We start from the raw sequence: 26,897 nt of genomic DNA, 5'->3' as shown, positions 1-26,897 counted from the left end.
AGTTATACCAGATTCCACACAACAAAAAACCCTGCCAGAGTTAACTAACAGGGTAAATTTTGGTCAAAGTTTGACATCCCTCGATTCAGCAACTAACCATTCACTCCCACATATGGGAAAGTTATCAAAAGTCATGGATGCGCTACGCTGCAACGAGTAACTTGTGACTTCAACATTCTCTGAGGTTCAAATGAAAACTAAGCTGTCCATTCTGGCTATATCTTTGGTGCTGATGTCAAATGCATATGACCTGCTCCCCGTTGATTAGTACACCCCGATGTTAGTAATGTCTTCATAAGCCACATGAGGACATCCCCATGAAGAAGCGTTTTTCCGACGAACAGATCATCAGTATTCTCCGCGAAGCCGAAGCTGGGGTACCCGCCCGTGAACTCTGCCGCAAGCATGCCATTTCCGATGCCACGTTTTACACCTGGCGTAAGAAGTATGGCGGTATGGAGGTGCCTGAAGTTAAGCGCCTGAAGTCGCTTGAGGAAGAGAACACCAGACTCAAGAAGCTGCTTGCCGAAGCCATGCTGGATAAAGAGGCGCTTCAGGTGGCTCTTGGGCGAAAGTACTGACGACAGACCAGAAGCGGGAAGCCGTGATGTTGATGTGTGATGCGACCGGTCTGTCGCAACGTCGTGCCTGCAGGCTTACAGGTTTATCCCTGTCGACCTGCCGCTATGAGGCTCACCGTCCGGCTGCTGATGCGCATTTATCAGGGCGCATCACTGAGCTGGCACTGGAGCGCAGGCGTTTTGGCTACCGTCGTATTTGGCAGTTGCTGCGCCGTGAAGGGCTTCATGTTAATCATAAGCGCGTGTACCGGCTTTATCACCTCAGTGGCCTGGGCGTAAAACGCAGAAGACGTCGTAAAGGGCTGGCAACAGAACGTCTGCCGCTGCTCCGTCCGGCGGCGCCCAATCTGACCTGGTCGATGGATTTCGTCATGGACGCACTTTCCACCGGTCGCAGGATCAAGTGTCTTACCTGCGTCGATGATTTCACAAAGGAATGCCTGACGGTCACTGTTGCCTTTGGGATTTCAGGCGTTCAGGTCACGCGTATTCTGGACAGCATTGCACTGTTTCGAGGCTATCCGGCGACGATAAGAACTGACCAGGGGCCGGAGTTCACTTGCCGTGCACTGGATCAATGGGCCTTTGAGCATGGTGTTGAGTTGCGCTTAATCCAGCCGGGCAAGCCAACGCAGAACGGATTTATTGAGAGCTTTAACGGACGATTTCGCGATGAATGTTTGAATGAGCACTGGTTCAGCGATATCGTTCATGCCAGGAAAATTATTAATGACTGGCGGCAGGATTATAACGAATGCCGCCCGCACTCCACGCTGAATTATCAGACACCGTCTGAATTTGCAGCGGGCTGGAGAAAGGGTCATTCTGAGAATGAAGATTCCGACGTTACTAACTGAGTGTTGTATCTAATCGTGGGGGCAGGTCAGGACAGCTTTGCGAAGTACGCCGCGGCTTTTTTTAATATGTCCCGTTCGTCCGTAACCCGCTTCAACTCTTTCTGAAGACGGCGGATCTCGGCCTGAGCATCTGACTGTTCATTATGAGTGGAAGAATCCGGGCCGTACTTCTTTATCCAGGCGTAAAGACTGTGAGTGGTGATATCGAGACGTGTTGCAACACTGGAAACAGAATGACCACGATCAACAACCTGTTTGACTGCTTCAATTTTAAACTCTTCAGGATAACGCTTACCGCTCATGGGCACCTCTCTTTAAGTCATCTTAAATGACTCTGAGGTGTCTGTTAAACCCGTGGCGATTCAATGTCCACACTGGATTTGTCCTATGTCGAGGTGTAAATTTGTAAGCCTCCACTCCCAAGAAAAATTCATGATGAAGCGCATAGCAAGAAATCCAGAAAAATACGCACCACTTGAGGTATTTACCGAGTTAAGTCGCGGCAAGGGCTACAAACTGCACGTTGAGGAGGATTTCAAAGCTTTCATGGAGAGCTTTGGCGAGCTTCTTAAGGCATCTCAAAACAACCCAATGCTTGTCCACGGGAAGAGAGTTGAGGCTCTTTTTGGGAATGTTGCTGCTGGATTGAGAGGGTGTAAATTCATCAAATCAGAAGACGCTGGTGAAAGTTTCGCTGCTGATGCTGACATACAACCACCCGATTACAAATTAATCCTCAACGATGGTACTCACATCTTTGTTGAGGTTAAAAGCTGCAACCAACCAAGACCTCAATCCTCTTTCCTGCTGCATAAAGACAACATTGATAAAGTTGAAAGATATGGTGAGCTTCATGGTTTGCCAGTTTATTACGCTATCTACTATCGCTGTATTAACCGATGGGCAATGCTTCCTAAAAGCGCATTCATTGAACACGAACGCAAGTATGCAACGAACCTGATTCACTCGCTGGCGAATAATCACATGGGTATGCTTGGTGATTTAGCGATTGGCACAAGACCAGATTTAGTCTTTGAACTTGTCGTTGATAAAACCAAAGATTCCTCAATTGATGAAAACAATCAAGCCAACTTCATAATTGGTAATGTGAAAATATATTGTGAAGATAACGAGGTGGAAGATGGTTATGAAAAAACAATGGCGTTTTACTTCATGAGATTTGGTGATTGGGATTGCGGTGATGCAGAGGCCATTTTAGAGGAAAACGGTCAACTTCATAGCGTAAGATACACGTTTAAACCACAAACCGATGAAAATACAGAGCGGAATGGTTTCGATTTCATTGGAAATCTCAGCTCTATGATAACTACTGCATTTAATGAGTTGACCGTAAGTGAAAACCAAGTAACTGCAATTGATACGAAGCTCGAACCAAGCTCATTTTCAATAACCATTCCGCAGGGTTACAAAAGCGAACAACTACCACTGTGGATAATAAGCCAGCAACCAAACGCTGATTTCAATACACTTGAACACACTGGTCAATAAACTTAACCACCTCTTTTGGGGGGGTGGTTTAAGATTTGCAACGTATAAGAGTTCACATTATGAGTCCAGATGCAATACTGCTCGCTAAAGCAATTGTTTCACTCCAGCCGTCATCTGATTACATGAAGGATTATATCTTTCCAATTACACTGGCTTTCTTCTCTGCTCTGCTTGGTGGAATGTCAGCAATCTATATCAACCGCAAGCAAGACCTAAAGAACATCACAAAGGATAATTTTGTTGCAGCCAACGAGACATTCGTTAAAGCGCATGGATGCCTGAATAACCTAATTGCGATTAAAGCGAATTACAAACATATTACTTTTGACGAACCTCTTTACAGAGCGCTTGCTTACCCTACTATGCTCGTCAAAAAAGATGAGGTCATATTTAACCCAAGTACACTTTATTTCATCAGGCCAATTCCCACAGCCAATAAACCGTTTCCGCAAAATCTTATTTGGCATATCAAACACCGCATTTTAAATATGGAAGTTCCTTCTCCACCTCCAGAAGAATTACTTTATACATGGAGAAATGTTGTAAGAATCAGTTCAATGTTCGGCAACTATAATCAGATTATGGAATTTCTTGTCACGAGAAATGAATTAAGCCAACTTGCAAAAGAGAAAGCGCGTGAACTTGGAGACATGAGTGAACAGCAAACCCTTTTGGAATTGCCAAAACACCTTGGACGTCCGTTATGCGGAGGTTTAATTGATGTCACTGAGCAAGCCATTGCATTGACAGACCATGTGATAATTGAGTTGCATAAATTCATGATGGAATTTCCCGCTATTGCTTCAAGCAACATCGAATTGAAACGAATTAGAGAATGGGGTGGATTACCAACATATACAAATCAGCAACCATTGTTTTTAGAAACCATTAAACCAATGGCTAAACCGAACTTTGAAAGACTCGGTGCGTATGTTGGTATTTCAGAGGACGAGGCAAGAACAAGATATACTTATAGAGATTGGGAAAAACCTGCTGAGTAAAAATGTTAACAAGGGGCAAGCGCCCCTTTTTTGTTTTACTCGTTCAAGTATACACGTTGACCAAAAATGAACCTAAATCGTTTCCCTTGTTCATCCTGATAAATGGTTGACTCAGGCTGTATCTCAACAGGAGCACCATTACCTTTATATCGAGGGTTATTTAAAGCCTCCTGAAACGTTCCATTATTACCGGATGAACGTCCAGCTTTAATATTGGCCTGTTGACGTTCCCACTCTGCGAATTCGTCATAGTTACTCATCACTGTTCCTCATTGGGGTAATCTGGTTCTACTTCGGGGAACTCCCTGTCATCCATAAATTCCCCACTGGACGGAGCAAGGTTGTAAACTGTAGGCATTGCATCATCTAAACCAAGTATTCTCTCAACATCGGTAATACCTGTGTTTTCTTTGGCAGTGATAACCAACCTCGAACCATCCACATCACCGTAAAGGGGAAAGTTCATCAGTGCATTTCCATTAACCAATTTGATATGAACTTTATCGAAGAGTGAATCCAATACGATACGTTCAATATTTCGACTGATGACCAGTTGCATTTTCAACCTGTCGCTATAGTCATCATAATTCAAATCTGAAAGTGTATTCTCAGTTCGAACTTCCATCTTGCGACGAACTACCACGAGTTGTCTCTCGTACTCTTCCTTTTCGTTGGCACGTTTGGAGATACGCTCGTTGATACTCTTACGACGAGGTTTATCTTCACGAGGGATTTCTTCAAGGTCATCATAGTAACCTTCGAGGATATTCGTCAGATGGTCAATTTTCGCCTGTAACACTGCAACGGGATTTTCCTCTGTACTGACATCCATAGATTTCAGCAACGGGAACATTCTTGTAATCAGACTCTGTTCAAAGTCGTAGCGCGGTAACGATGGAGCATCACAGACTTTATCATGATGACCGATACACCGTATTCTTCCCCAATATCCAGGTTTAGCACCATTGAGAAAAACATTACCTTTGCAGTAGCGACATTTTACGAGACCTTTAAACAGGAATACTGTCTCAGGATATTGCTTCTTCTCACGACTACGTACAGCAGGAACATTCAGGTCATTGACGGCATAGAACAGGTCTTTGGTAATCGCTGAGGGGAAGTAGTCTTCTATCTCTTTGTATTTGTCGTTCACTTTGGATGCAGGAAGCACACCGATAACTGAACGACTGTGTAGCAGAGTCCTGATTGAATTTGGTAGCCAACGTTGAGCACCTTTACGTTCATTGAGAACGGGTTCACCCCTGTTAGTCATAGTCTCTGCAATACCCTGATATGTGTGACCAGCAAGGCGCATTTCGAAGATTTCCTTCACCAGTTTCTGCTTTGCGGGGTCAATCTGCATCTTCCCTTTTTGGTCAAGGTAAATCCAGCCTGGTAGATTTCTTGTCACCAACTTCTTACCAAGTTTGGCAAGTTCATAGTTGCGTTCCTTGGAACTGGAGACACGTTCAGATTTGATGTCTGACTCTTCCCTACCACGTTCAGCCACTGCAATAATTTGCATTGCACCAATGAATGTTTTCAGGTCTGAACGCTGGATAACCTGACGGTCAAGAATGCTGTGTACTACACAACCAGTAGAGGTTAATCGACGTAGGATTGCTGTTGCTTCCTCATGCCCTTGTCTCGAAAGTCTATCTATGGATTCGAGGATAATTGGTGTCCCTTCTGGATAACCACCAGCTTCAACTTCCTCAATCAATCGACCTAACGCACCTGCAAGTAAGTTTTCACCTGTCCAACCTGACAGCCCCTTATCCGTGTAGAATTTGACCTCATACACTTTACCGTGATGAGTTTTCTGGTCTTCTACCCATTTATTAATTAGGCTTTTCTGACGATGAATGGTGGAACCTGCACCTTGAAGTTTTGACGAGTAACGCATGTACCCGATAGCAACACACATAGCTTTGAATCTCTCGAATCGCCTTATGGAGGGCATTATATGAGCAATGCCCGTAAATACTATAATGATTCTAAGACTTCTTTTAGAAAACACCGGGTTGAGCGATTCAGCTCACGACAAGCCACCAGAAGAACGCCAGAACCCCAGCCAACGCGGGTCATACTGTTCAATAAACCCTACGATGTATTGCCGCAGTTTACCGACGAGGCCGGGCGCAGCACGCTGAAGGATTTTATCCCCGTTCAGGGGGTCTACGCGGCCGGGCGTCTGGATCGCGACAGCGAGGGGCTGCTGGTGCTTACCAATGACGGCGTGCTCCAGGCCGGGCTTACTCAGCCGGGCAAACGTACCGGAAAAATTTACTATGTGCAGGTTGAAGGCGAGCCGGACGACGCGTCGCTGGCAAAGCTGCGCAACGGCGTAACGCTGAACGATGGTCCTACCCTGCCAGCTGGTATTGAGCGCGTGAATGAACCCGAGTGGCTGTGGCCGCGCAACCCGCCGATTCGTGAGCGCAAATCGATTCCCACCAGCTGGCTTAAAATCACCCTTTATGAAGGCCGCAACCGACAGGTCAGGCGCATGACTGCGCATGTGGGCTTCCCTACCCTGCGACTCATTCGCTACGCCATGGGCAGCTACACGCTGGACTCGCTGGCTAACGGGGAATGGCGGGATGTTACCCCTAAGGAGAACTGATGTTTAAACCCCATGTTACGGTCGCCTGCGTGGTCCACGCGCAGGGGAAATTCCTGGTGGTGGAAGAGACCATCAACGGCAAAGCGCTTTGGAATCAGCCAGCCGGGCATCTTGAAGCCAACGAAACCTTATTGCAGGCAGCGAAACGCGAGCTCTGGGAAGAGACGGGTATCCGCGCCGAACCGCAGCACTTTATCCGTATGCATCAGTGGATAGCGCCTGACCAGACACCTTTCCTGCGCTTTTTATTCGCCGTTGAGCTTAACGAAACGTGCGCCACTGAACCGCACGACGACGATATCGATCGCTGCCTGTGGGTGACCGCAGACGAGATCCTGAACGCGTCAAACCTGCGCTCGCCGCTGGTTGCGGAAAGCATCCGCTGCTGGCAGTCTGCAGCTCGCCTGCCGCTGGATGTCATTGCAGAATTTAACTGGCCGTTTACAGAGGGTGTCAATGGTGGGGGGGCGTGATAGAATACGCCGCCTTGAAGTTCAATGTCGTGAGTATTCCATGTCAGATAACAGCCAGAAAAAAGTGATCGTCGGCATGTCCGGCGGTGTCGATTCCTCCGTTTCCGCCTACCTGTTGCAGCAACAGGACTATAAGGTGGAGGGCCTGTTCATGAAGAACTGGGAGGAAGACGATGGCGAGGAATACTGCACTGCCGCTGCGGATCTCGCCGATGCGCAGGCCGTGTGCGATAAGCTCGGCATCGAACTGCACACCGTTAACTTTGCCGCAGAATACTGGGACAACGTTTTTGAACTCTTCCTTGAAGAGTACAAAGCGGGCCGTACGCCAAACCCGGATATCCTGTGCAATAAAGAGATCAAATTCAAAGCCTTCCTGGAATTTGCCGCGGAAGATCTGGGCGCAGACTACATTGCGACCGGCCACTACGTGCGTCGCGCGGATGTGTATGGTAAAAGCCAGCTGCTGCGCGGTCTGGATGGCAATAAAGATCAGAGCTACTTCCTCTACACGCTGAGCCATGAACAGATTGCCCAAAGTCTGTTCCCGGTCGGCGAGCTGGAAAAGCCGGAAGTGCGTAAGATTGCTGAAGATTTGGATCTGATCACCGCGAAGAAAAAAGACTCCACCGGTATCTGTTTTATCGGCGAGCGTAAATTCCGCGAGTTCCTGGGGCGCTACCTGCCTGCACAGCCGGGCAAAATCGTCACCGTTGACGGTGATGAGATTGGTCAGCACCAGGGGCTGATGTACCACACTCTCGGCCAGCGTAAAGGTCTGGGTATCGGCGGCACCAAAGAGGGCAGCGAAGATCCGTGGTACGTGGTCGACAAAGATGTCGAAAACAATATTCTGGTGGTGGCTCAGGGTCACGACCATCCGCGCCTGATGTCCGTTGGACTTATCGCGCAACAGCTGCACTGGGTCGATCGCGAGCCGCTGAAAGGCACGCTGCGCTGCACCGTGAAAACGCGCTACCGCCAGACGGACATCCCTTGCACCGTCACCGCACTGGATGACGATCGCATTGACGTGCGTTTCGACGAACCGGTTTCCGCCGTTACCCCTGGCCAGTCAGCTGTTTTCTACAGCGGCGAAATTTGCCTCGGCGGTGGGATCATTGAACAGCGCCTGCCGCTGCCTGCTGTTTAAACCGTTTGCACACATAAAGGAGACCGTGTGGCGAAGAACTATTACGACATCACCCTGGCGCTGGCGGGAATTTGCCAGTCAGCCCGTCTGGTGCAACAGCTGGCGCATCAGGGTCATTGCGACGCTGATGCCCTGCACGTTTCACTCAACAGCGTTATCGATCTTAACCCAGGCTCCACGCTGGGCGTCTTTGGCGGCAGTGAAACCAATCTTCGTCTCGGTCTTGAAACCCTGCTCGGCGTGCTCAACGCCAGCAACCGTCAGGGGTTGAACGCGGAACTGACCCGCTACACCTTAAGCCTGATGGTGCTGGAACGTAAGCTGAACGCGGCGAAAGGTGCAATGAATACCCTGGGCGATCGCATCGCCGGGCTACAGCGCCAGCTCGACCACTTTGACCTCCAGTCTGAGACCCTGCTGAGCGCGATGGCCGGTATCTACGTCGACGTAATTAGCCCGCTCGGCCCGCGTATTCAGGTCACCGGTTCGCCTGCCGTATTGCAAAGCCCACAGGTACAGGCGAAGGTACGCGCTTCGCTGCTGGCAGGCATCCGTGCCGCCGTGCTGTGGCAACAGGTCGGCGGTGGCCGCCTACAGCTCATGTTTTCTCGTCATCGCCTGACGACTCAGGCAAAACAAATTCTTGCTCATTGTTAACCTCCCGGAGTTGCGAATTATGGAATTATCCTCACTGACCGCCGTATCCCCTGTCGATGGACGCTACGGCGATAAAGTCAGCGCGCTGCGCGGGATCTTCAGCGAATATGGCCTGCTGAAGTTCCGTGTTCAGGTTGAAGTGCGCTGGCTGCAAAAGCTGGCCGCCCAGACAGCAATCAAGGAAGTTCCTGCTTTTGACGCAAAGGCAAACGATTACCTTGATAAAATCGTTGCTGAGTTCAGCGAAGAAGATGCCGCGCGTATTAAAACCATCGAACGCACCACCAACCACGACGTGAAAGCGGTTGAATACTTCCTGAAAGAGAAAGTGGCAAGCGTCCCTGCCCTGCTCGCGGTATCTGAATTTATTCACTTCGCCTGTACCTCTGAAGATATTAACAACCTGTCTCACGCGCTGATGCTCTCTACCGCACGCAAAGAGGTGGTACTCCCTTACTGGCGTAAAATCATCGATGCGGTGAAAGCGCTGTCCGTGGAATACCGCGACATTCCGCTGCTGTCCCGTACTCATGGCCAGCCAGCAACCCCATCCACCATGGGTAAAGAGATGGCGAACGTGGCGTACCGCATGGAACGCCAGTATCGTCAGCTGGAGCAGGTTGAGATCCTCGGCAAAATCAACGGCGCGGTGGGTAACTACAACGCCCACATCGCGGCGTACCCGGAAGTGGACTGGCACCAGTTCAGTGAAGAGTTCGTGACGTCTCTGGGGATCCAGTGGAACCCGTACACCACCCAGATTGAGCCGCACGACTACATCGCCGAGCTGTTTGACTGCATTGCGCGTTTCAACACCATCCTGATCGACTTCGATCGTGATGTCTGGGGCTACATCGCCCTGAACCACTTCAAGCAGAAGACTATCGCCGGGGAAATCGGTTCGTCCACCATGCCGCACAAAGTGAACCCAATCGACTTCGAAAACTCCGAAGGTAACCTGGGCCTGGCGAATGCCGTGTTGCAGCATATGGCGAGTAAGCTGCCGGTCTCCCGCTGGCAGCGCGACCTGACTGACTCCACGGTGCTGCGTAACCTGGGCGTGGGTATTGGCTACGCGCTGATCGCCTACCAGTCCACCCTGAAGGGTGTGAGCAAGCTGGAGGTGAACCGCGACCGTCTGCTGGACGAGCTGGATCACAACTGGGAAGTGCTGGCGGAGCCGATTCAGACGGTGATGCGTCGTTATGGCATCGAAAAACCGTACGAGAAACTCAAAGAGCTGACCCGCGGTAAACGCGTTGATGCTGAGGGTATGAAACAGTTTATCGATGGTCTGGCGCTGCCCGAAGAAGAAAAAGCGCGCCTGAAAGAGATGACCCCGGCAAACTATATTGGCCGCGCCATTACTATGGTTGACGAGCTGAAGTAATCACCCTCCCCCTTTCCACCCGGAAAGGGGGCTGCTTTTCATCATCGTGTCGACGTTCACACCCCGTTACAGGCTCTTCCGGGATTACAACCTGTTGTCAGGCTGGTTGTTATTTTTCGCCGTGGAATAACTTTCCGGAATATATCGTTTTAAGCCGAACGGGCACAGCCTGAACTGGCACGGGGTCTCAACCGTGCATGGCCGATCCATCTCCTGCCGGTTACCTGGACACGCGTTTTTCTGTTTGAACCCCATCCAGCCTATTGATGTATAGGGCATTGCCTGCGCTATCCATACCCTACGCCGCCGATCGTTAATCAGGATACCCTGGTTTGAGGTGGTGATGATTTCACCGGCACGAACGTAATAATCCCCTTTTAGCCAAAGGATATAATTCAGGCCATATTGTGTTTCAACTTTGCAAAAGATGGTTCCACTTTCCGGGCTCGCAATAGTCTCAACAACCTTCCATTCCATAGAATCCTCTTTACTCGCTATATTGCTGTTTTGTTGTGTAAAAATGCTGATTTTCTGGCACATCTTATGCAAATCTAATTTCGCACCATAAAATAAGCGTAGACAAAGACAGACATAGTGAGAACATCCTTACAAAAAAAAGGGCAATCTTTACAAAACTGGCGTGCCCGTTCTGTCAAAAAAGCGACTCGCCTTCAACCGTTCATAAACGGATGGATGTTTTATCCGGATTGCGAAAGCGTGCGAAAACAAGTCAGTTTATATTACCCGCGCCTTCTGGGGGCGTATGAGGCTTATGTGAGGTGGGTGGGCGATATGAAACAGGATCAGGTCAACATACTTAATAATCAGATGCCTGGCGTAATGCCGCCTGTCTTCAGAAGCATGAAAAAAATCATTTAATTTCATAACGCTGGTGTCAACCTGGATAATCAGCGTTAAACTATTCATACCATTTATAAAGGGAGAAATGATGATGCGCGTACTGGTTGTTGAGGATAACGCATTGCTACGTCATCACCTGAAAGTTCAACTTCAGGAGATGGGTCATCAGGTGGACGATGCTGAAGACGCAAAAGAGGCCGATTATTATCTCAATGAACACCTGCCGGACATCGCCATTGTCGATTTAGGGCTGCCGGATGAAGACGGATTATCTCTTATCCGCCGCTGGCGTAGCCATGACGTTTCCCTGCCGGTACTGGTGCTGACTGCTCGCGAAGGCTGGCAGGACAAGGTTGAAGTGTTGAGCGCAGGCGCAGATGACTACGTGACCAAACCCTTCCATATTGAAGAAGTCGCCGCGCGTATGCAGGCGCTGCTGCGCCGCAACAGCGGGCTGGCGTCACAGGTGATCTCTCTGCCGCCGTTCCAGGTGGATCTCTCCCGCCGCGAATTTTCAATAAATGATGAAGTAATCAAGCTGACCGCATTCGAATACACCATCATGGAAACGCTGATCCGTAACAACGGTAAAGTGGTGAGCAAAGATTCCCTGATGCTTCAGCTTTATCCGGATGCCGAACTGCGCGAAAGCCACACCATTGACGTGCTGATGGGCCGCCTGCGCAAAAAAATTCAGGCACAGTACCCGCACGACGTGATTACCACCGTGCGTGGTCAGGGCTACCTGTTCGAATTACGCTAAATGAAAGGGATTTTGCGCCATATTTTACCCCTTTCACTGCGGGTTCGCTTTCTGCTGGCAACCGCCGCCGTCGTGCTCGTGCTGTCCCTCTCTTACGGAATGGTGGCGTTGGTCGGGTACAGCGTAAGCTTCGATAAAACCACCTTCCGCCTGCTTCGCGGCGAAAGTAATCTGTTCTATACCCTGGCGAAATGGGAGAACAACCAAATCACCGTCGAGATGCCGGAAAACCTGAACCAGCAGAGCCCAACGCTGGCACTCATTTACGATGAAAAAGGAAAATTGCTGTGGGCGCAGCGCGACGTCCCCTGGCTGAAAAAGCGCATCCGTCCGGAATGGCTTAAAACCAATGGTTTTCACGAAATAGAAGCCGACCTCAACTCTACCAGCATCCTGCTGCGTGACGATCGGGCGTTACAGAACAAGCTCAATGAGATCCGCGCTGAAGATGACGACACGGAGATGACCCACTCGGTGGCCATCAACCTGTATCCCGCCACTCTGAACATGCCGCAGCTGACCATTGTAGTGATCGATACCATACCGGTTGAGCTAAAACGTTCGTATATGGTCTGGAACTGGTTCGTGTACGTTCTGGCTGCCAACCTGCTGCTGGTGATCCCTCTCCTGTGGGTTGCTGCGTGGTGGAGCCTCCGCCCGATTGAATCCCTTGCCAAAGAGGTGCGCGAGCTGGAGGAACATCACCGCGAGAAGCTTAACCCGGAAACTACGCGCGAACTGACCAGCCTGGTGCGCAACCTCAACCGCCTGCTGAAAAGCGAACGTGAACGTTACGACAAGTATCGCACGACGCTCACCGATCTTACGCACAGCCTGAAAACCCCGCTGGCAGTGATGCAAAGTACACTGCGTTCAATGCGCAGTTCGAAAATGAGCGTGGATGACGCCGAGCCGGTAATGCTGGAGCAAATCAGCCGTATTTCACAGCAGATTGGTTATTACCTGCACCGCGCGAGCATGCGTTCCGGAAGCGCCTTATTGAGCCGTGAACTGCACCCGGTAGCCCCGCTGCTGGATAACCTCACCTCTGCGCTGAACAAGGTTTACCAGCGTAAAGGGGTAAACATCAGTCTGGATATCTCACCGGAAATAAGCTTTGTTGGCGAGAAGAATGACTTTATGGAAGTGATGGGAAATCTGCTCGATAACGCCTGCAAATATTGTCTGGAGTTTGTCGAGGTGTCCGCGCGCGTAACGGATAACGAACTGCATATTATCGTTGAGGATGATGGTCCTGGCATTCCCCATAATAAACGCGAAGTGGTATTCGATCGCGGTCAGCGCGCCGATACGCTGCGCCCGGGCCAGGGTGTCGGATTATCCGTCGCCCGGGAAATTGTCGATCAGTACGAGGGCAAGATTGAAACCGGCGAAAGTCTGCTGGGCGGTGCCCGTATGGAAGTCATTTTTGGCCGCCAACAGCCCGGATTGAACGATAGTTAACCCGAAATGGGAAAAATACGCGGATCTCGCAGCCAGGGGTCGGTGCTTCCGTTATAATCCGTCTCAGTAAGAGCCTGCGGAATACAAAAATATGGATTATCAATTAACGCTTAACTGGCCCGAATTTATTGAACGTTACTGGCAAAAACGCCCGGTCGTTCTTAAACGCGGGATCAGCAATTTTATCGACCCTATTTCTCCTGACGAACTCGCTGGTCTGGCGATGGAAAACGAGGTAGACAGCCGTCTGGTGAGCCATCAGGACGGGAAATGGCAGGTCAGCCACGGTCCCTTTGAAAGCTACGATCACCTGGGCGAAAGCAACTGGTCTTTACTGGTGCAGGCGGTCAACAACTGGCACGAACCCACCGCAGCCTTGATGCGTCCCTTCCGCGCCCTCCCAGACTGGCGAATGGACGATCTGATGATCTCCTTCTCTGTTCCCGGTGGCGGCGTGGGTCCGCATCTTGATCAGTACGACGTGTTTATCATTCAGGGTACAGGTCGCCGTCGCTGGCGAGTGGGCGAAAAAGTGCCAATGAAGCAGCACTGCCCGCACCCGGATCTGCTTCAGGTTGATCCGTTTGAAGGGATCATTGATGAAGAGCTGGAGCCAGGCGACATTCTGTATATCCCGCCAGGCTTCCCGCATGAAGGTTATTCCCTTGAAAACTCGCTAAACTATTCGGTTGGTTTCCGCGCGCCAAGCGGCCGCGAGATGATCAGCGGATTCGCTGACTATGTTTTACAGCGCGAGCTGGGCAGCCATCGTTACAGCGATCCGGATGTTCCGGCGCGTGAGCACCCGGCCGATATTCTGCCAGAGGAGCTGGATAAGCTGCGCGGTATGATGCTGGATCTGATCAACGAACCGGAGCACTTCAGACAGTGGTTTGGCGAGTTTATCAGCCAGTCGCGTCACGAACTGGACGTCGCACCGCCAGAGCCGCCGTATCAGGCAGATGAAATTTATGATGCCCTCCAGCAGGGCGATAAGCTGGTTCGTCTGGGCGGATTACGTGTATTGCGCATTGGCGAAGAGGTATTCGTCAACGGCGAGCGCCTGGACTCTCCACACCGTCCGGCACTGGAAGCGATTGCCAGCCATATGGTGCTGTCTGCGGATACCTTTGGCGACGCGCTGGACGATCCCTCCTTCCTCGCCATGCTGGCCGCGCTGGTTAACAGCGGGTACTGGTTTTTTGAGGACTGAGTCATGATGTTTGCCGGGTGGCGGCTACGCCTTACCCGGCCTACAAAAGCCGTTCCCGTAGGCCCGGTAAGCGATGCGCCACCGGGCTTTTTTTACTTCCGCTCCCCCGCCGCAAAATCCTCAATCTCACCCGCCCAGTCTGTCGGATATAACCCCTCCCGCACGTCCCGATGAAACGTTGAATAGGGCCAGTCGACGACTTTCCCGACATAGCCATGCTTCAGCGGATTGATGTAGACGTAATCCATATGCCGCCGATAATCCTGTTCATTGCGAATAGTGTGTTCCCAGAAACGCGGCTGCCAGACGTGGCGCATCTCAATGTTGCGGCTAAACATTTTTTAATGTCGCGCCAGCGCGACGAAAAGTCACTGTCCCCTTCCGGTAAGGTCCAGATACAGTGCATATGTTCAGGCAGGATAACCCAGGCGTTAATGGTGAAGGGCTTCGCATGCTTAACCGTGGCGGTAGCGGAACGCAGGCTGTCGATGTGGCGGGTAAGTAAATCGCTCTGGCGGTTTTGCAGATTGACGGTGAAAAACCAGGTCCCACCGGGGATGTAGTGGCGGCGGTAGTTTGACATTGGCACTCCTTGCCCATTGCCCGGTGGCGCTTCGCTTACCGGGCCTACGATCGAAATGTAGGCCGGGTAAGGCGTAGCCGCCACCCGGCATGAAACATTACCGCTTCGCGGTTAACTCTGCTATCCGCACAATCACCTGCACCGCTTTTTCCATCCCTTCCAGCGTCACGAACTCATGCTTGCCGTGGTAGTTATATCCACCGGTAAACAGGTTCGGGCACGGCAGGCCCATAAATGACAGCTGCGAACCATCGGTTCCACCACGGATCGGTTTCATCACCGGCTCGATATCACAATCGCGCATCGCCTGCTGGGCGATATCAAGAATGTGCGGATGCTCCATCACCTTCTCGCGCATATTGTAATAGCTGTCTTCGATGATGAGCTCAATATAGCAATCCGGGTGCAGCCCCTTGCCGACCTTTTTCGCGATCTCCATCATCTTACGCTTGCGCGCTTCAAAGGCTTTGCGGTCAAAATCGCGGACGATATAGTGCATCTGCGCGCTGTCCACGTTCCCCTTGATGCTGGTCAGATGATAAAAACCCTCATACCCTTCCGTCATCTCCGGGCTCTCTTCGGCAGGAACTTCCGCATGAATACGCGCAGCCAGCGACAGCGCATTCACCATCACCCCTTTCGCAGAGCCCGGGTGCACGTTATTCCCGACGATTTTGATCGTCACCGATGCCGCGTTAAAGTTTTCATACTCAAGTTCACCCACGCCGCCACCGTCGACGGTGTAGGCCCACTGAGCGTTAAACGCCTCGACGTCAAAATGTTTCGCGCCTTTTCCTACCTCTTCATCCGGCGTGAAGGCCACGCGGATATCGCCATGTGGGATATTTTTGCCCTTCAGCACCGCCAGCGCCGTCATGATCTCGGCGATACCCGCTTTGTCATCGGCCCCCAGCAAGGTTTTGCCGTCGGTGGTGATTAACGTCTGCCCCAGCAGCTGATGCAGTACCGGGAACATCACCGGCGACAGCACTTCGTCGCCAATGCCCAGCGCAATATCTCCGCCGCGGTAGTTTTCAACAATCTGCGGATTAACGTGTTTACCGCTAAAATCAGGTGAGGTATCGACATGAGAAATAAAGCCAATCGCCGGGATATCTCCCTCAACGTTGGCCGGCAGCGTTCCCATCACGGTCCCTTTTTCACTGAGCGTGACATCAACCAGCCCCATGGCCTCCAGCTGCTCTTTCAGCAGATTTAGCAGCTTCCACTGGCCTTCGGTGCTTGGCACCTGTCGGACCCCCGGCTTAGATTGGGTATCCAGCGAAACGTAATGTAAGAAACGCTCAAGTAGTTTATCCATGCAGTCACCCTCACTTTTTGTGACAACATTATCATTAAGCAGCAAAACGCAAATATTGCGTCAGGTCACTTTTATCCCGCAAACGAGAACTTTTTACGTTTATATCGTTCTGCGTTAATAAATGTAGCTTATGAATAAGTGAGAAGGATTGGCGATTCAATGGGTTTGCCGTAGAATGTCCGCCCTCATTACGAGTCACCAAGGTGGTTACACACAAACCCCGCTTCAGTCTGCTGCCTGAGGCGTCTATATGGGACAGCGCGAAAATTGAATACACAACCCCGTTCCCTTTCACCGCTGGTGCAACTGGAACGAATTCGTAAAAGTTTCGATGGCAAAGATGTCATTTCCGATCTTAATCTGACCATCAATGACGGTGAGTTTCTCACGCTGCTTGGCCCCTCCGGCTGCGGCAAAACCACCGTCCTGCGCCTTATTGCCGGGCTGGAAAGCGTCGATAACGGCCATATCCATCTTGAGAACCAGGACATTACCCAGGTCCCTGCCGAAGATCGCCACGTCAATACCGTCTTTCAGAGCTATGCCCTGTTCCCGCACATGACCGTGTTTGAGAACGTGGCGTTTGGCCTGCGGATGCAAAAAACACCCACCAGCGAGATCCCGCCGCGCGTTACCGAAGCCCTGCGCATGGTGCAGCTGGAGGCATTCGCCCAGCGCAAGCCGCATCAACTTTCTGGTGGTCAGCAGCAGCGTGTGGCCATTGCCCGCGCCGTGGTCAACAAACCACGCCTGCTCCTGCTGGATGAATCCCTCTCCGCGCTGGACTACAAGCTGCGCAAGCAGATGCAGAACGAGCTGAAAGCGCTTCAGCGTAAGCTCGGCATCACGTTCGTGTTTGTCACTCACGATCAGGAAGAAGCCCTGACTATGTCAGACCGTATCGTGGTGATGCGTGAGGGCAAGATTGAGCAGGACGGCACGCCGCGTGAAATTTACGAGGAGCCGAAAAACCTGTTCGTCGCCAGCTTCATTGGCGAAATCAATATTTTCAACGCCACGGTGATTGAGCGTCTGGACGAGCAGCGCGTGCGCGCCAACGTGGAAGGCCGCGAATGCAACATCACGGTGAACTTTGCCGTGGAAAAGGGTCAAAGGCTCAACGTTCTGCTGCGCCCGGAAGATCTTCGCGTCGATGAGATCCACGACACGGCTGACGCCGAAGGTCTGATCGGTTACGTTCGCGAACGCAACTACAAAGGGATGACCCTCGAATCCGTTGTGGAACTGGAAAACGGCAAAATGGTGATGGTTAGTGAGTTCTTCAACGAGGACGATCCGGACTTCGACCACTCGCTGGATCAGAAGATGGTCATCAACTGGGTAGAAAGCTGGGAGGTTGTACTGGCTGATGAAGAACACAAGTAAGTTCCAGAATGTGGTGATTGCCACGATCGTCGGTTGGCTTGTGTTGTTTGTCTTTCTTCCCAACCTGATGATCATCGTAACCAGCTTCCTGACCCGCGACGACGCGAACTTCGTCGCGATGGTCTTTACGCTGGACAACTACGCACGCCTGCTCGATCCGCTCTACTTTGACGTGCTGCTGCACTCGCTCAATATGGCGCTGATTGCCACCGTTGCCTGTCTGGTGCTGGGGTATCCGTTCGCGTGGTTCCTGGCTCGCCTGCCGCAAAAAGTGCGTCCGCTGCTGCTGTTTTTACTGATTGTGCCATTCTGGACCAACTCGTTAATCCGCATCTACGGGCTGAAAATCTTCCTCAGCACCAAAGGCTATCTGAACGAGTTTCTGCTGTGGCTTGGGGTTATTGATACGCCGATCCGCATTATGTTCACTCCGAGCGCGGTGATCGTCGGCCTGGTCTATATCCTGCTGCCGTTTATGGTGATGCCGCTTTACTCAAGCATTGAAAAGCTTGATAAACCACTTCTGGAAGCCGCGAGAGACCTGGGGGCCAGCAAGCTGCAAACCTTTATCCGCATCATTATCCCGCTGACCATGCCGGGCATTATTGCCGGATGTCTGCTGGTCATGCTGCCTGCGATGGGCCTGTTCTACGTGTCGGACCTGATGGGCGGGGCGAAAAACCTGCTGATCGGCAACGTGATCAAGAGCCAGTTCCTGAACATCCGCGACTGGCCGTTCGGCGCGGCCACCAGCATTACGCTGACGGTGGTAATGGGGCTGATGCTGCTGGTTTACTGGCGTGCCTCACGCCTGCTGAATAAGAAGGTGGAGCTGGAATGATCGGTCGACTGCTTCGCGGCGGTTTTATGACCGCCATTTATGCGTATCTTTATATTCCGATAATCATTTTGATCGTGAACTCCTTTAACAGTTCACGCTTCGGGATCAACTGGCAAGGGTTTACCACCAAATGGTATGGCCTGCTGATGAACAATGACAGCCTGCTACAGGCCGCTCAGCACTCGCTGACGATGGCGGTATTCTCTGCCACCTTCGCGACGCTGATTGGCTCGCTGACCGCCGTGGCGCTGTACCGCTACCGTTTTCGCGGTAAGCCGTTCGTCAGCGGTATGCTGTTTGTGGTGATGATGTCCCCGGACATCGTGATGGCCATTTCACTGCTGGTGCTATTTATGCTGCTGGGCGTCCAGCTCGGTTTCTGGTCGCTGCTGTTTTCGCATATCACCTTCTGCCTGCCGTTTGTGGTGGTAACCGTCTACGCGCGACTGAAAGGGTTCGACGTACGCATGCTGGAAGCGGCGAAAGATCTGGGTGCCAGCGAGATGACCATTCTGCGCAAAATCATCCTGCCGCTGGCGATGCCTGCCGTGGCAGCCGGATGGCTGCTCAGCTTTACCCTGTCGATGGACGACGTGGTCGTGTCCTCCTTCGTCACCGGGCCGAGCTACGAAATTCTGCCGTTGAAGATCTACTCAATGGTGAAAGTCGGTGTTTCACCCGAAGTGAACGCGCTGGCGACTATTCTGTTGGTGTTATCGCTGGTTCTGGTGTTTGCCAGCCAGGTTATTGCTCGTGATAAAACAAAATCTCAGGGGACACAGAAATGAAAAAAATGCTTGCCGCTGCGGCACTGGTGCTCGGAATGGGTGCCGCGCATGCTGATGACAGCAAAACGCTCTATTTCTACAACTGGACCGAGTATGTGCCGCCGGGCCTGCTGGAGCAGTTCACCAAAGAGACGGGCATCAAGGTGATCTATTCGACCTACGAGTCGAATGAAACCATGTACGCCAAGCTCAAAACCTATAAAGATGGCGCGTATGACCTGGTGGTGCCCTCGACCTATTTCGTCGACAAGATGCGCAAAGAAGGCATGATCCAGAAGATCGATAAAACGAAGCTAACCAATTTTTCAAACCTCGATCCTGAGATGCTAAACAAGCCATTCGACCCGAACAACGATTATTCCATTCCGTACATCTGGGGCGCGACGGCAATTGGCGTCAACAGCGATGCCGTTGATCCAAAAACGGTTTCATCCTGGGCTGATCTGTGGAAGCCGGAATACAAAAGCAGCCTGCTGTTAACCGATGATGCGCGCGAAGTGTTCCAGATTGCGCTGCGTAAACTCGGCTACTCCGGCAACACCACCGATCCGAAAGAGATCGAAGCGGCGTATAACGAACTGAAAAAGCTGATGCCAAACGTGGCAGCGTTCAACTCGGATAACCCGGCTAACCCGTATATGGAAGGTGAAGTGAATCTGGGGATGGTCTGGAATGGCTCTGCGTTTGTGGCGCGTCAGGCCGGTACGCCGCTGGAGGTGGTCTGGCCGAAAGAGGGCGGCATCTTCTGGATGGACAGCCTCGCGATCCCGGCTAATGCGAAAAACGTCGATGGCGCCCTGAAGCTGATTAACTTCCTGCTGCGCCCGGATGTGGCAAAACAGGTGGCGGAAACTATTGGTTACCCGACACCAAACCTGGCCGCGCGGAAGCTGTTAAGTCCTGAAGTGGCGAATGATAAATCGCTTTATCCGGACGCTGAAACCATCAGCAAAGGGGAATGGCAGAACGACGTCGGTGACGCGAGCCGCCTGTATGAAGAGTATTATCAGAAGCTAAAAGCAGGCCGTTAATGCACAACGGGCGACGCAAGGTCGCCCGTTACCCTTACAGCCCCTTCAGGAGTTTATCAACAAAGGCTGGCACCACCTCGCTGGCCAGACCGTAATGCTTCTCTTCAAACTCACTCCCGACCTGGCTTGGCTCAAGATTAAGCTCCACCGTATGGGCACCTTGCAGTCGCGCTTCGTGAACAAACCCCGCCGCCGGATAGACATGTCCTGAGGTACCAATGGCGATAAAGACGTCCGCCATGGCCAGGGCGCTGTAGATCTCATCCATTCCCAGCGGCATTTCGCCAAACCAGACCACATGGGGACGCAGACGCGAAGGGAACTGACAGCAGTGGCAGCGGTCTTCGTCCAGCACGTCCTCTTTCCACTCCAGCACCTGCCCACTCCATGCGCACCGCACCTTGAGCAGTTCGCCGTGCATGTGAATGATGTTGTGGTTTCCGGCTCTTTCGTGAAGATTGTCGATGTTTTGCGTCACCAGCAGAAAACGATCCCCCAGCGCCTCCTCCAGCTTTGCCAGCGCCAGGTGCGCCGCGTTTGGCGCAATCTCCGGCTGCTGAAGCTGGCGACGACGGGCGTTGTAAAACGCCTGAACCAGCGCCGGATCGCGGGCGAAACCTTTCGGCGTCGCCACATCTTCTACTCGGTGTTCTTCCCACAGCCCGTCCGCCGCGCGGAAGGTCTGAATACCGGATTCGGCGGAGATCCCCGCCCCGGTCAACACCACCACTCTGGGTTTATCCATCGCTTCTGGCATCATCCTGTCTCTGAAAAAGATCCGCTGACGCAGGCGTTCACGTAAGCGGCGTTTATTTTTGCGAAAACGGCTGAGTCGACCCTGGCGACGCGACAGCATAGTAACCTCGTAAACTAATCGGTGAGATGAAGGAATGCGGCTCCGCGCATGCCTCCTGCGTCCCCGTGTCGCGCACGCTCAATGCGCGGCACGCGGGCGACCGGCAATAAATGTCGGGGCAAACGCCCGGACAGTTGTTCCGTAATCGCAGAGAAATTTGACAGCCCTCCCCCGATCACCAGCAGATCCGGGTCGACGATGGTCAGGATATTCCCCAGACACACCGCCAGCAAATCAAGATAGCGCTCAACGTGCTCACGCGCCTGCGCGTCTCCCTGCTCCCACAGCGTAATGATTTGAGGGGCCTCAAGTTTCTGATGATAGAAGTGTTCATAAAGCCATGCAAACCCGCGCCCTGAAAGGTAACTCTCAATGCAGCCGTGCTGACCACAGCCGCAGCGGGTAAGCGGGAAATCACGACCAACGACGTCCAGCGCATCCACTGGCAGACGGATATGACCAAATTCTCCGGTAATGTAGCTGCGCCCGGTAATGGGCTTACCGTTAATGACAATCCCGCCACCGACGCCCGTTCCGAGGATCAGCCCCATCACCAACGGATAGCGACGAAACTCGTCGTCCCAGGCCTCTGAGAGAGCAAAACAGTTGGCATCGTTGTCTAAGCGCACGTCGCGCTCAAGGAGAGCAGAAAGATCGGCACGCAGCGGTTTGCCGCTGGCAGCAGGAACGTTGGCGGCATACAGCGTGCCGTCGTCGGTTTCGGGCATACCCGGTATACCAATGCCGACGCTGCCTTTGACGCCAAAGCGTTCATCCGCCTGCGCCACCAGCGCGGCAATGGCGGTTAAAAATTCATCGTAGCTATCGCGCGGCGTAGGCACGCGGGTTTCCCATTGTAGCTTAAGGTCTTTATCGAACACGCCGAGCGCAATCTTGGTGCCGCCAATATCAAATCCGTAATACATGATGCATTCCTCTGTTTGATTCAGCGGCCAAAAGACCGCTAAACCATGACGAAATTACTGGCCACTTAATACCCTCGCCGGATCAATTCGGCTTGCGCGACGCGCCGGATACCAGCTTGCCAGCAGACTCAGTAAAAGTGCTGTAACCAGCACATAAATGACGTCCAGCCAGTGCAGTTCAGACGGCAGGAAGTCAATAAAATAGATATCGCCTGACAGGAATTGATGGCCGATAAGCGCCTCAATCCCGTTGATAATCGGCGTCAGCTGAAGAGACACCACCACGCCGATGACCACGCCGCAGAGGCTACCAAACAGCCCCGCCAGCAAACCGTACCAGACGAAGATGGCGCGAATAAGACCGTCTTTCGCCCCTAAGGTACGCAGCACGGCAATGTCGCCGCTCTTGTCCTTAACGGCCATGACCAGCGTAGAGACGATATTAAAGCACGCCACGCCAATCACCAGCACCATCGCCAGATACATAATCGCGCGGATCATCTGGATATCACGGTACATATACCCGTAAGTGCCGATCCAGCTTTTGATGTAGACATAGTTATTGGTCACGCTGCCAGCGTCACGCACCAGTGTATTTGCGTTGAAAACGTCGTTAACCTTAATGGCAATGCCCGTCACGCTGTCGCTCATATCCAGATACTGGCGCGCATCTTCCAGCGGCACCATCGCGAAGCTGTGATCGAGCTGGCCGCTCAGCTGCAAAATACCAGTGACGTGCAGACGCACGCGCTTAGGCTGCTGCAATTTGTGATCAGCGCTGGCGTTCGGGATCATGATCGAGACCCAGTCGCCCTGCTTCACCTTCAGTGCATCGGCAACGCCTTTGCCCATGATGATCTGCTGTTCGCCAGCCTTAAAGTTTGCCCATGCACCATTTTGCACATAGCGAGGCAGCGCGCTCAGACGCTCCTCCTGACGTGGATTCACCCCTTTCACCTGAATGGCGCGCAGGTTTACCCCGCTCTCTACCAGCCCGGTAAAGTTGATGTAAGGTGCAGCCGCCGCAATGCCGGGTACCTTTTCCACTTTGTTAAGGGCATCACGCCAGCTGGACCACGGCTGGTTAACCGGCTCGATTTCACCGTGGGGTACAACGGCCAGAATGCGGTTATTCAGTTCGCGCTCAAAGCCATTCATGGCGCTTAAGCCCACGATTAGAACCGCCACGCCCAGGGCGATACCGATGGTGGAGATCACGGAGATAAGGGAAACCATCCCGCTCCGGCGACGACCGCGGCTAAAGCGTAACCCAATGAGTAACGATAACGGTGAAGCCATTACTCCGCTCCCATCAGCGTCAGTTCTGCATTCAGACGACCGTCGCGCATTTCCAGCTGACGGCCCATCCGCTTAGCCAGCTGCAAATCGTGCGTGACCACCAGAAACGCGGTTCCCTGCGCGGCGTTCAGTTCGCCGAGAAGCTGGAAAATGCTGTCTGCGTTACGCGCATCGAGGTTACCTGTCGGTTCATCCGCCAGCACCAGGCGCGGGTTGTTGACCAGCGCACGGGCGATGGCCACACGCTGACGCTCGCCGCCGGAAAGCTCAGACGGACGATGATTCCCGCGATGACCCAGCCCTACCGCGTTTAGCATGTCGCTGGCGCGGGCATTGATTTCTGCGGGTTTCTTTTTACCAATCAGCAGCGGCATCGCCACGTTTTCCAGCGCCGTAAAGTCCGGCAGCAGGTGGTGGAACTGATAGATAAAACCCAGCTCACGGTTACGCAGCTCGGCTTTCGCCGTAGACGACATTTTACTCAGCGGCTGCCCGGAAAAGATCACATCGCCTTCGGTTGGCGTGTCCAGCCCGCCCAGCAGGTGCAGCAGCGTACTTTTGCCGGAGCCGGAGCTGCCAACAATCGCCATCATCTCGCCTTCACCCACGCTAAAGCTGACATTGTGCAGCACGTCGGTCTGCACAGCGCCTTCCTGATAGCGTTTGGACAGGTTGTCGCACTGCAACAGGATCTTATTCATAACGTAAAGCCTCAGCGGGTTGAGTGGCGGCAGCCCGCCAGGAAGGATAAAGCGTAGAGAGCAGCGCAATAGCCATCGCGGCCAGCGCAATACCGACCACCTGGAGCGGCTCGATAGCCACCGGCAGCGCCGCACCATCAAGCAGCGCGCCGATAATCGGCATGAGATTGTTGAGCTGGCTGGCGAGCAGCGCACCCAGCGCCGCGCCGAGCAGCGCGCCGATGATGCCAGCGCTGGCGCCCTGGACCATAAATACCGCCATGATCTGGCGCGGCGTCAGCCCCTGGGTTTGCAGAATGGCGACTTCGCCTTGCTTCTCCATCACCATCAGCCCGAGCGAGGTGATGATATTAAACGCGGCAACGGCCACGATCAGGCTCAGCAGCAGCCCCATCATGTTTTTCTCCATGCGCACGGCCTGGAACAGTTCGCCTTTGCGGTCGCGCCAGTCCTGCCATTTCGTTCCTTCCGGTAGCGTCTGCTGGCTAAGGGTATCCACCTTCAGCGGCGCATCAAGCCACAGACGCCAGCCGGTGATATTTCCCGCCGGGTAGCGCATCAGACGCGAGGCGTCCTGAATGTTAACCAGCATCTGGTAACCATCGACTTCGCTGTTCGCCGCAAACGTGCCAATCACGTTGAACAGGCGCTGGCTTGGCAGACGCCCCATCGGCGTAAACTGACTGGCTGAGGGCACCATCACGCGCAGTTGATCGCCACGGTTGACCCCGAGCTGCCCGGCAAGCTGCTCGCCGAGGATGACGTTGTATTTACCCGCTTCCAGGTCGGTTTGTTTCACATTGACCAGGAACGGCGTCAGCGGATCTTTTTGCGCCGGATCGATACCCAGCATCACCCCGACCGCCACGCTGCGGGCGCTTTGCAGCACCACATCGCCCGTCGTGAGGGGCGCAACGCGCGTGACACCCTGTAACTTCACCGCGCTTTCCGGCAGCTGTTGCGGGTTAACGGAGCCCTGAGTGGAAGAGAGAACGGCCTGCGGCATCAGCCCCAGGATATTGTTTTGCAGCTCGCGCTCGAAGCCGTTCATGACGGAAAGCACCGTCACCAGAGCCATCACGCCAAGCGTAATGCCAATAGTCGAAAGCCAGGAGACAAAGCGACCGAAGCGGTCCGCGGCGCGCCCACGCATGTAACGTAAGCCTATGAAGAGTGCGACAGGTTGATACATGAAATCCGTCTGTTTGCTGATAGCAGACCCACGAGTATATAAGCGAATCCGCTAAGCGTAAATGACTGAAACCGTAAGATTCGGTAATCATTTTTCCGAAAAATTCAGATAAATCATCATGCTACTGATTGAACTTCCGCCATACAGCCTCCACCTTTTCCGAAAATCGTCCTGATACAGACTGTTACCCGTTACATCGGGGTTTCATTTTACAACAATCGACCTTTCGTTTATGGCAACAAGGTCGTCACGCACAATGAAACAAAAAGCATTATGGATTAACCAGATAAAAGGGCTGTGCATCTGCCTGGTGGTGATTTACCACTCGGTGATCACCTTTTATCCTCACCTGGACGGGCTACAGCATCCGTTATCGGGCCTGCTCGCCAAATGCTGGGTCTACTTTAATCTTTACCTCGCCCCGTTCCGTATGCCGGTGTTTTTCTTCATCTCCGGCTATTTGATTCGTCGATATATTGACGAGGTGAACTGGCGCACCAGTCTCGACAAGCGGATCTGGAGCATTGTCTGGGTGCTGGCCCTGTGGGGCGTCCTGCAATGGCAGGCGCTGACCCATCTGAATGCCTGGCTCGCCCCCGAGCGTGAACTGGCGACAGCATCCAATGCGGCCTACGCCGATTCCGTTTCAGGTTTTGTACTGGGAATGCTCACGGCCAGCACCAGCCTGTGGTACTTGTACGCCTTAGTAGTCTACTTCACGCTCTGTAAACTGCTGAGCCGCTGGAAACTGCCGATGCTGGGGCTTCTGGCGCTGGCAAGCATCGCCATTAACTTCCTGCCTTTACCGTGGTGGGGAATGAACAGCGTGGTGCGCAACATGATCTACTACAGCCTCGGCGCATGGTACGGCGCGCAGTTGATGACGTGGATGAAAGGGATGAATTTGCGCCGCAGCTGGCTGGTACTTATCGCCTCTGGCGCGGTGTCGGTTGTGCTGTGGTTCGCTAATGTTCCTCTGCCGCTCTCACTGCTGTCGATCGTGGTCATCATGAAGCTCTTTTACAGCTTCGAGCAGCGTTATGCCGTTCATCCCAATAATCTGCTGAACGTCATCGGTTCAAACACCATCGCGATTTATACCACCCACCGCATTTTAATTGAGGCGTTTAGCCTGCTCCTGATTCGCGAAATGAATGCGGCGTACTGGCCGATCTGGGCGGAGTTAACGCTGATTTTGGTCTATCCGTTCGTCAGCCTGCTCGTCTGCACGCTGGTTGGACTGGGCGCACGTAAGCTCTCGACCGCCCTCTTTGGCGACCTTTTCTTCTCCCCTCCCGCACGGCTTACGCCACAGCTCGCCAGCCGCTAACCTACCCTGCCCCCATCCGGGGGCACTTTTCCTCTTGTGCGGTTACGATTTGCTTATGCATAACGATCGAGGATAATAAAGACATTGCGTATCAG

The 26,897-nt window shown here is 52.8% G+C and carries 26 protein-coding genes and 2 pseudogenes; 17 read left to right on the top strand and 11 right to left on the bottom strand.

Features of this window, described 5'->3' with window-relative positions; translation table 11 throughout:
* Positions 1-317 precede the first annotated feature (317 nt).
* Positions 318-1,438 (top strand): IS3-like element ISSen4 family transposase gene (locus tag ACQG03_RS08905; protein WP_085950818.1). Its coding sequence is split into 2 segments (ribosomal slippage): positions 318-576 and positions 576-1,438, totalling 1,122 coding nucleotides; the frame shifts between segments, so codons are not numbered across the junction.
* Positions 1,439-1,474: 36 nt separating this feature from the next.
* Here ACQG03_RS08905 and ACQG03_RS08900 read toward each other — a convergent pair.
* A pseudogene (locus tag ACQG03_RS08900) lies at positions 1,475-1,740 on the bottom strand (transposase); the annotation flags it as partial.
* Positions 1,741-1,870: 130 nt separating this feature from the next.
* Between ACQG03_RS08900 and ACQG03_RS08895 the strand changes: the two are divergent.
* On the top strand, positions 1,871-2,947 hold the full coding sequence (locus ACQG03_RS08895; RefSeq protein WP_237765602.1) for a hypothetical protein: 1,077 nt from the start codon (positions 1,871-1,873) through the stop codon (positions 2,945-2,947).
* A gap of 59 nt (positions 2,948-3,006) precedes the next feature.
* Complete coding sequence (locus ACQG03_RS08890) at positions 3,007-3,948, top strand: hypothetical protein (RefSeq protein ID WP_063163623.1); 942 nt, start codon at positions 3,007-3,009, stop codon at positions 3,946-3,948.
* 35 nt (positions 3,949-3,983) lie between these two features.
* Here ACQG03_RS08890 and ACQG03_RS08885 read toward each other — a convergent pair whose 3' ends face one another.
* On the bottom strand, positions 3,984-4,208 hold the full coding sequence (locus ACQG03_RS08885; RefSeq protein WP_063163624.1) for a hypothetical protein: 225 nt from the start codon (positions 4,206-4,208) through the stop codon (positions 3,984-3,986).
* Positions 4,208-5,854 carry a recombinase family protein gene (locus ACQG03_RS08880; RefSeq protein ID WP_426726116.1) on the bottom strand — a complete coding sequence of 549 codons (1,647 nt, stop codon included), beginning with the start codon at positions 5,852-5,854 and terminating at the stop codon, positions 4,208-4,210. Before ACQG03_RS08880 ends, ACQG03_RS08885 begins: the two co-directional genes overlap by 1 nt.
* Before the next feature lie 60 nt (positions 5,855-5,914).
* On the opposite strand from ACQG03_RS08880, the gene rluE reads away from it, so the two are divergent.
* Genes rluE through purB form a run of 5 tightly spaced genes read left to right on the top strand, consistent with a single transcriptional unit; the run spans position 5,915 to position 10,247 of the window.
* Positions 5,915-6,574: a 23S rRNA pseudouridine(2457) synthase RluE gene (gene rluE / locus ACQG03_RS08875; protein ID WP_063163626.1), complete on the top strand. Its 660-nt coding sequence runs from the start codon at positions 5,915-5,917 to the stop codon at positions 6,572-6,574.
* The gene (locus ACQG03_RS08870) at positions 6,574-7,047 is read left to right on the top strand and encodes an NUDIX hydrolase (RefSeq protein WP_045307954.1); all 474 of its coding nucleotides are present in this window, start codon (positions 6,574-6,576) and stop codon (positions 7,045-7,047) included. Before rluE ends, ACQG03_RS08870 begins: the two co-directional genes overlap by 1 nt.
* Before the next feature lie 40 nt (positions 7,048-7,087).
* Positions 7,088-8,200, top strand: coding sequence for a tRNA 2-thiouridine(34) synthase MnmA (mnmA, locus tag ACQG03_RS08865; protein ID WP_426726115.1), 1,113 nt, complete (start codon positions 7,088-7,090; stop codon positions 8,198-8,200).
* A gap of 27 nt (positions 8,201-8,227) precedes the next feature.
* Positions 8,228-8,857 carry a high frequency lysogenization protein HflD gene (hflD, locus tag ACQG03_RS08860; protein WP_006809213.1) on the top strand — a complete coding sequence of 210 codons (630 nt, stop codon included), beginning with the start codon at positions 8,228-8,230 and terminating at the stop codon, positions 8,855-8,857.
* A 19-nt stretch (positions 8,858-8,876) separates the two neighbouring features.
* Positions 8,877-10,247 carry an adenylosuccinate lyase gene (gene purB, locus ACQG03_RS08855; RefSeq protein WP_023299813.1) on the top strand — a complete coding sequence of 457 codons (1,371 nt, stop codon included), beginning with the start codon at positions 8,877-8,879 and terminating at the stop codon, positions 10,245-10,247.
* 84 nt (positions 10,248-10,331) lie between these two features.
* On the opposite strand, the gene ACQG03_RS08850 is transcribed toward purB, so the two are convergent.
* Complete coding sequence (locus tag ACQG03_RS08850) at positions 10,332-10,724, bottom strand: hypothetical protein (RefSeq protein ID WP_022647769.1); 393 nt, start codon at positions 10,722-10,724, stop codon at positions 10,332-10,334.
* Positions 10,725-10,841: 117 nt separating this feature from the next.
* Between ACQG03_RS08850 and ACQG03_RS08845 the strand changes: the two genes are divergently transcribed.
* The 4 genes from ACQG03_RS08845 to ACQG03_RS08830 all read left to right on the top strand — a co-directional run bounded on the left by ACQG03_RS08845 (position 10,842) and on the right by ACQG03_RS08830 (position 14,548).
* Positions 10,842-11,126: a hypothetical protein gene (locus ACQG03_RS08845; RefSeq protein ID WP_131631781.1), complete on the top strand. Its 285-nt coding sequence runs from the start codon at positions 10,842-10,844 to the stop codon at positions 11,124-11,126.
* A gap of 73 nt (positions 11,127-11,199) precedes the next feature.
* Entirely contained in the window at positions 11,200-11,871 is a 672-nt protein-coding gene (gene phoP, locus ACQG03_RS08840; protein ID WP_026094318.1) for a two-component system response regulator PhoP, read from the top strand.
* The gene (phoQ, locus tag ACQG03_RS08835) at positions 11,872-13,335 is read left to right on the top strand and encodes a two-component system sensor histidine kinase PhoQ (protein WP_023299812.1); all 1,464 of its coding nucleotides are present in this window, start codon (positions 11,872-11,874) and stop codon (positions 13,333-13,335) included. It abuts the gene before it with no gap.
* Positions 13,336-13,426: 91 nt separating this feature from the next.
* Entirely contained in the window at positions 13,427-14,548 is a 1,122-nt protein-coding gene (locus ACQG03_RS08830) for a cupin domain-containing protein (RefSeq protein WP_022647767.1), read from the top strand.
* Positions 14,549-14,640: 92 nt separating this feature from the next.
* Here ACQG03_RS08830 and ACQG03_RS08825 read toward each other — a convergent pair.
* Together ACQG03_RS08825 and pepT are read right to left on the bottom strand one after the other, a co-directional pair.
* Positions 14,641-15,131, bottom strand: a pseudogene (locus tag ACQG03_RS08825) (REP-associated tyrosine transposase).
* Between the two features lie 97 nt (positions 15,132-15,228).
* Positions 15,229-16,452 carry a peptidase T gene (gene pepT, locus ACQG03_RS08820; RefSeq protein WP_032624465.1) on the bottom strand — a complete coding sequence of 408 codons (1,224 nt, stop codon included), beginning with the start codon at positions 16,450-16,452 and terminating at the stop codon, positions 15,229-15,231.
* Between the two features lie 237 nt (positions 16,453-16,689).
* Between pepT and potA the strand changes: the two genes are divergently transcribed.
* Genes potA through potD form a run of 4 tightly spaced genes read left to right on the top strand, consistent with a single transcriptional unit; the run spans position 16,690 to position 20,498 of the window.
* A complete protein-coding gene (potA, locus tag ACQG03_RS08815; protein WP_165838634.1) occupies positions 16,690-17,838 on the top strand; it encodes a spermidine/putrescine ABC transporter ATP-binding protein PotA in 1,149 nt (382 codons plus the stop codon).
* The gene (gene potB / locus ACQG03_RS08810) at positions 17,822-18,679 is read left to right on the top strand and encodes a spermidine/putrescine ABC transporter permease PotB (RefSeq protein WP_063163628.1); all 858 of its coding nucleotides are present in this window, start codon (positions 17,822-17,824) and stop codon (positions 18,677-18,679) included. The genes potA and potB overlap by 17 nt, the downstream gene beginning before the upstream one ends.
* Positions 18,676-19,467, top strand: a complete 792-nt coding sequence (potC, locus tag ACQG03_RS08805) for a spermidine/putrescine ABC transporter permease PotC (RefSeq protein WP_023305879.1) — start codon at positions 18,676-18,678, stop codon at positions 19,465-19,467. Before potB ends, potC begins: the two co-directional genes overlap by 4 nt.
* On the top strand, positions 19,464-20,498 hold the full coding sequence (gene potD, locus ACQG03_RS08800) for a spermidine/putrescine ABC transporter substrate-binding protein PotD (RefSeq protein ID WP_022647761.1): 1,035 nt from the start codon (positions 19,464-19,466) through the stop codon (positions 20,496-20,498). Before potC ends, potD begins: the two co-directional genes overlap by 4 nt.
* Before the next feature lie 34 nt (positions 20,499-20,532).
* Here the strand turns inward: potD and cobB are convergent, their stop codons facing one another.
* From cobB to lolC, 5 genes are read right to left on the bottom strand one after another with little or no spacing between them, the layout of a single operon-like run.
* Positions 20,533-21,354, bottom strand: coding sequence for a Sir2 family NAD+-dependent deacetylase (gene cobB, locus ACQG03_RS08795; RefSeq protein ID WP_063163629.1), 822 nt, complete (start codon positions 21,352-21,354; stop codon positions 20,533-20,535).
* Positions 21,355-21,368: 14 nt separating this feature from the next.
* The gene (gene nagK / locus ACQG03_RS08790; RefSeq protein WP_045622612.1) at positions 21,369-22,280 is read right to left on the bottom strand and encodes an N-acetylglucosamine kinase; all 912 of its coding nucleotides are present in this window, start codon (positions 22,278-22,280) and stop codon (positions 21,369-21,371) included.
* A gap of 54 nt (positions 22,281-22,334) precedes the next feature.
* Entirely contained in the window at positions 22,335-23,579 is a 1,245-nt protein-coding gene (lolE, locus tag ACQG03_RS08785; protein ID WP_022647758.1) for a lipoprotein-releasing ABC transporter permease subunit LolE, read from the bottom strand.
* The gene (gene lolD, locus ACQG03_RS08780; protein WP_032624471.1) at positions 23,579-24,280 is read right to left on the bottom strand and encodes a lipoprotein-releasing ABC transporter ATP-binding protein LolD; all 702 of its coding nucleotides are present in this window, start codon (positions 24,278-24,280) and stop codon (positions 23,579-23,581) included. The genes lolE and lolD overlap by 1 nt, the downstream gene beginning before the upstream one ends.
* Positions 24,273-25,472: a lipoprotein-releasing ABC transporter permease subunit LolC gene (gene lolC / locus ACQG03_RS08775; protein WP_017384712.1), complete on the bottom strand. Its 1,200-nt coding sequence runs from the start codon at positions 25,470-25,472 to the stop codon at positions 24,273-24,275. The genes lolD and lolC overlap by 8 nt, the downstream gene beginning before the upstream one ends.
* Before the next feature lie 256 nt (positions 25,473-25,728).
* On the opposite strand from lolC, the gene ACQG03_RS08770 reads away from it, so the two are divergent.
* Entirely contained in the window at positions 25,729-26,802 is a 1,074-nt protein-coding gene (locus ACQG03_RS08770; RefSeq protein WP_022647756.1) for an acyltransferase family protein, read from the top strand.
* Positions 26,803-26,897: the final 95 nt, after the last annotated feature.

This window comes from Enterobacter cloacae complex sp. 342H5, assembly GCF_050030905.1.
Taxonomy (GTDB): domain Bacteria; phylum Pseudomonadota; class Gammaproteobacteria; order Enterobacterales; family Enterobacteriaceae; genus Enterobacter; species Enterobacter intestinihominis.
This window is presented reverse-complemented; position numbering and strand designations above follow the sequence as displayed.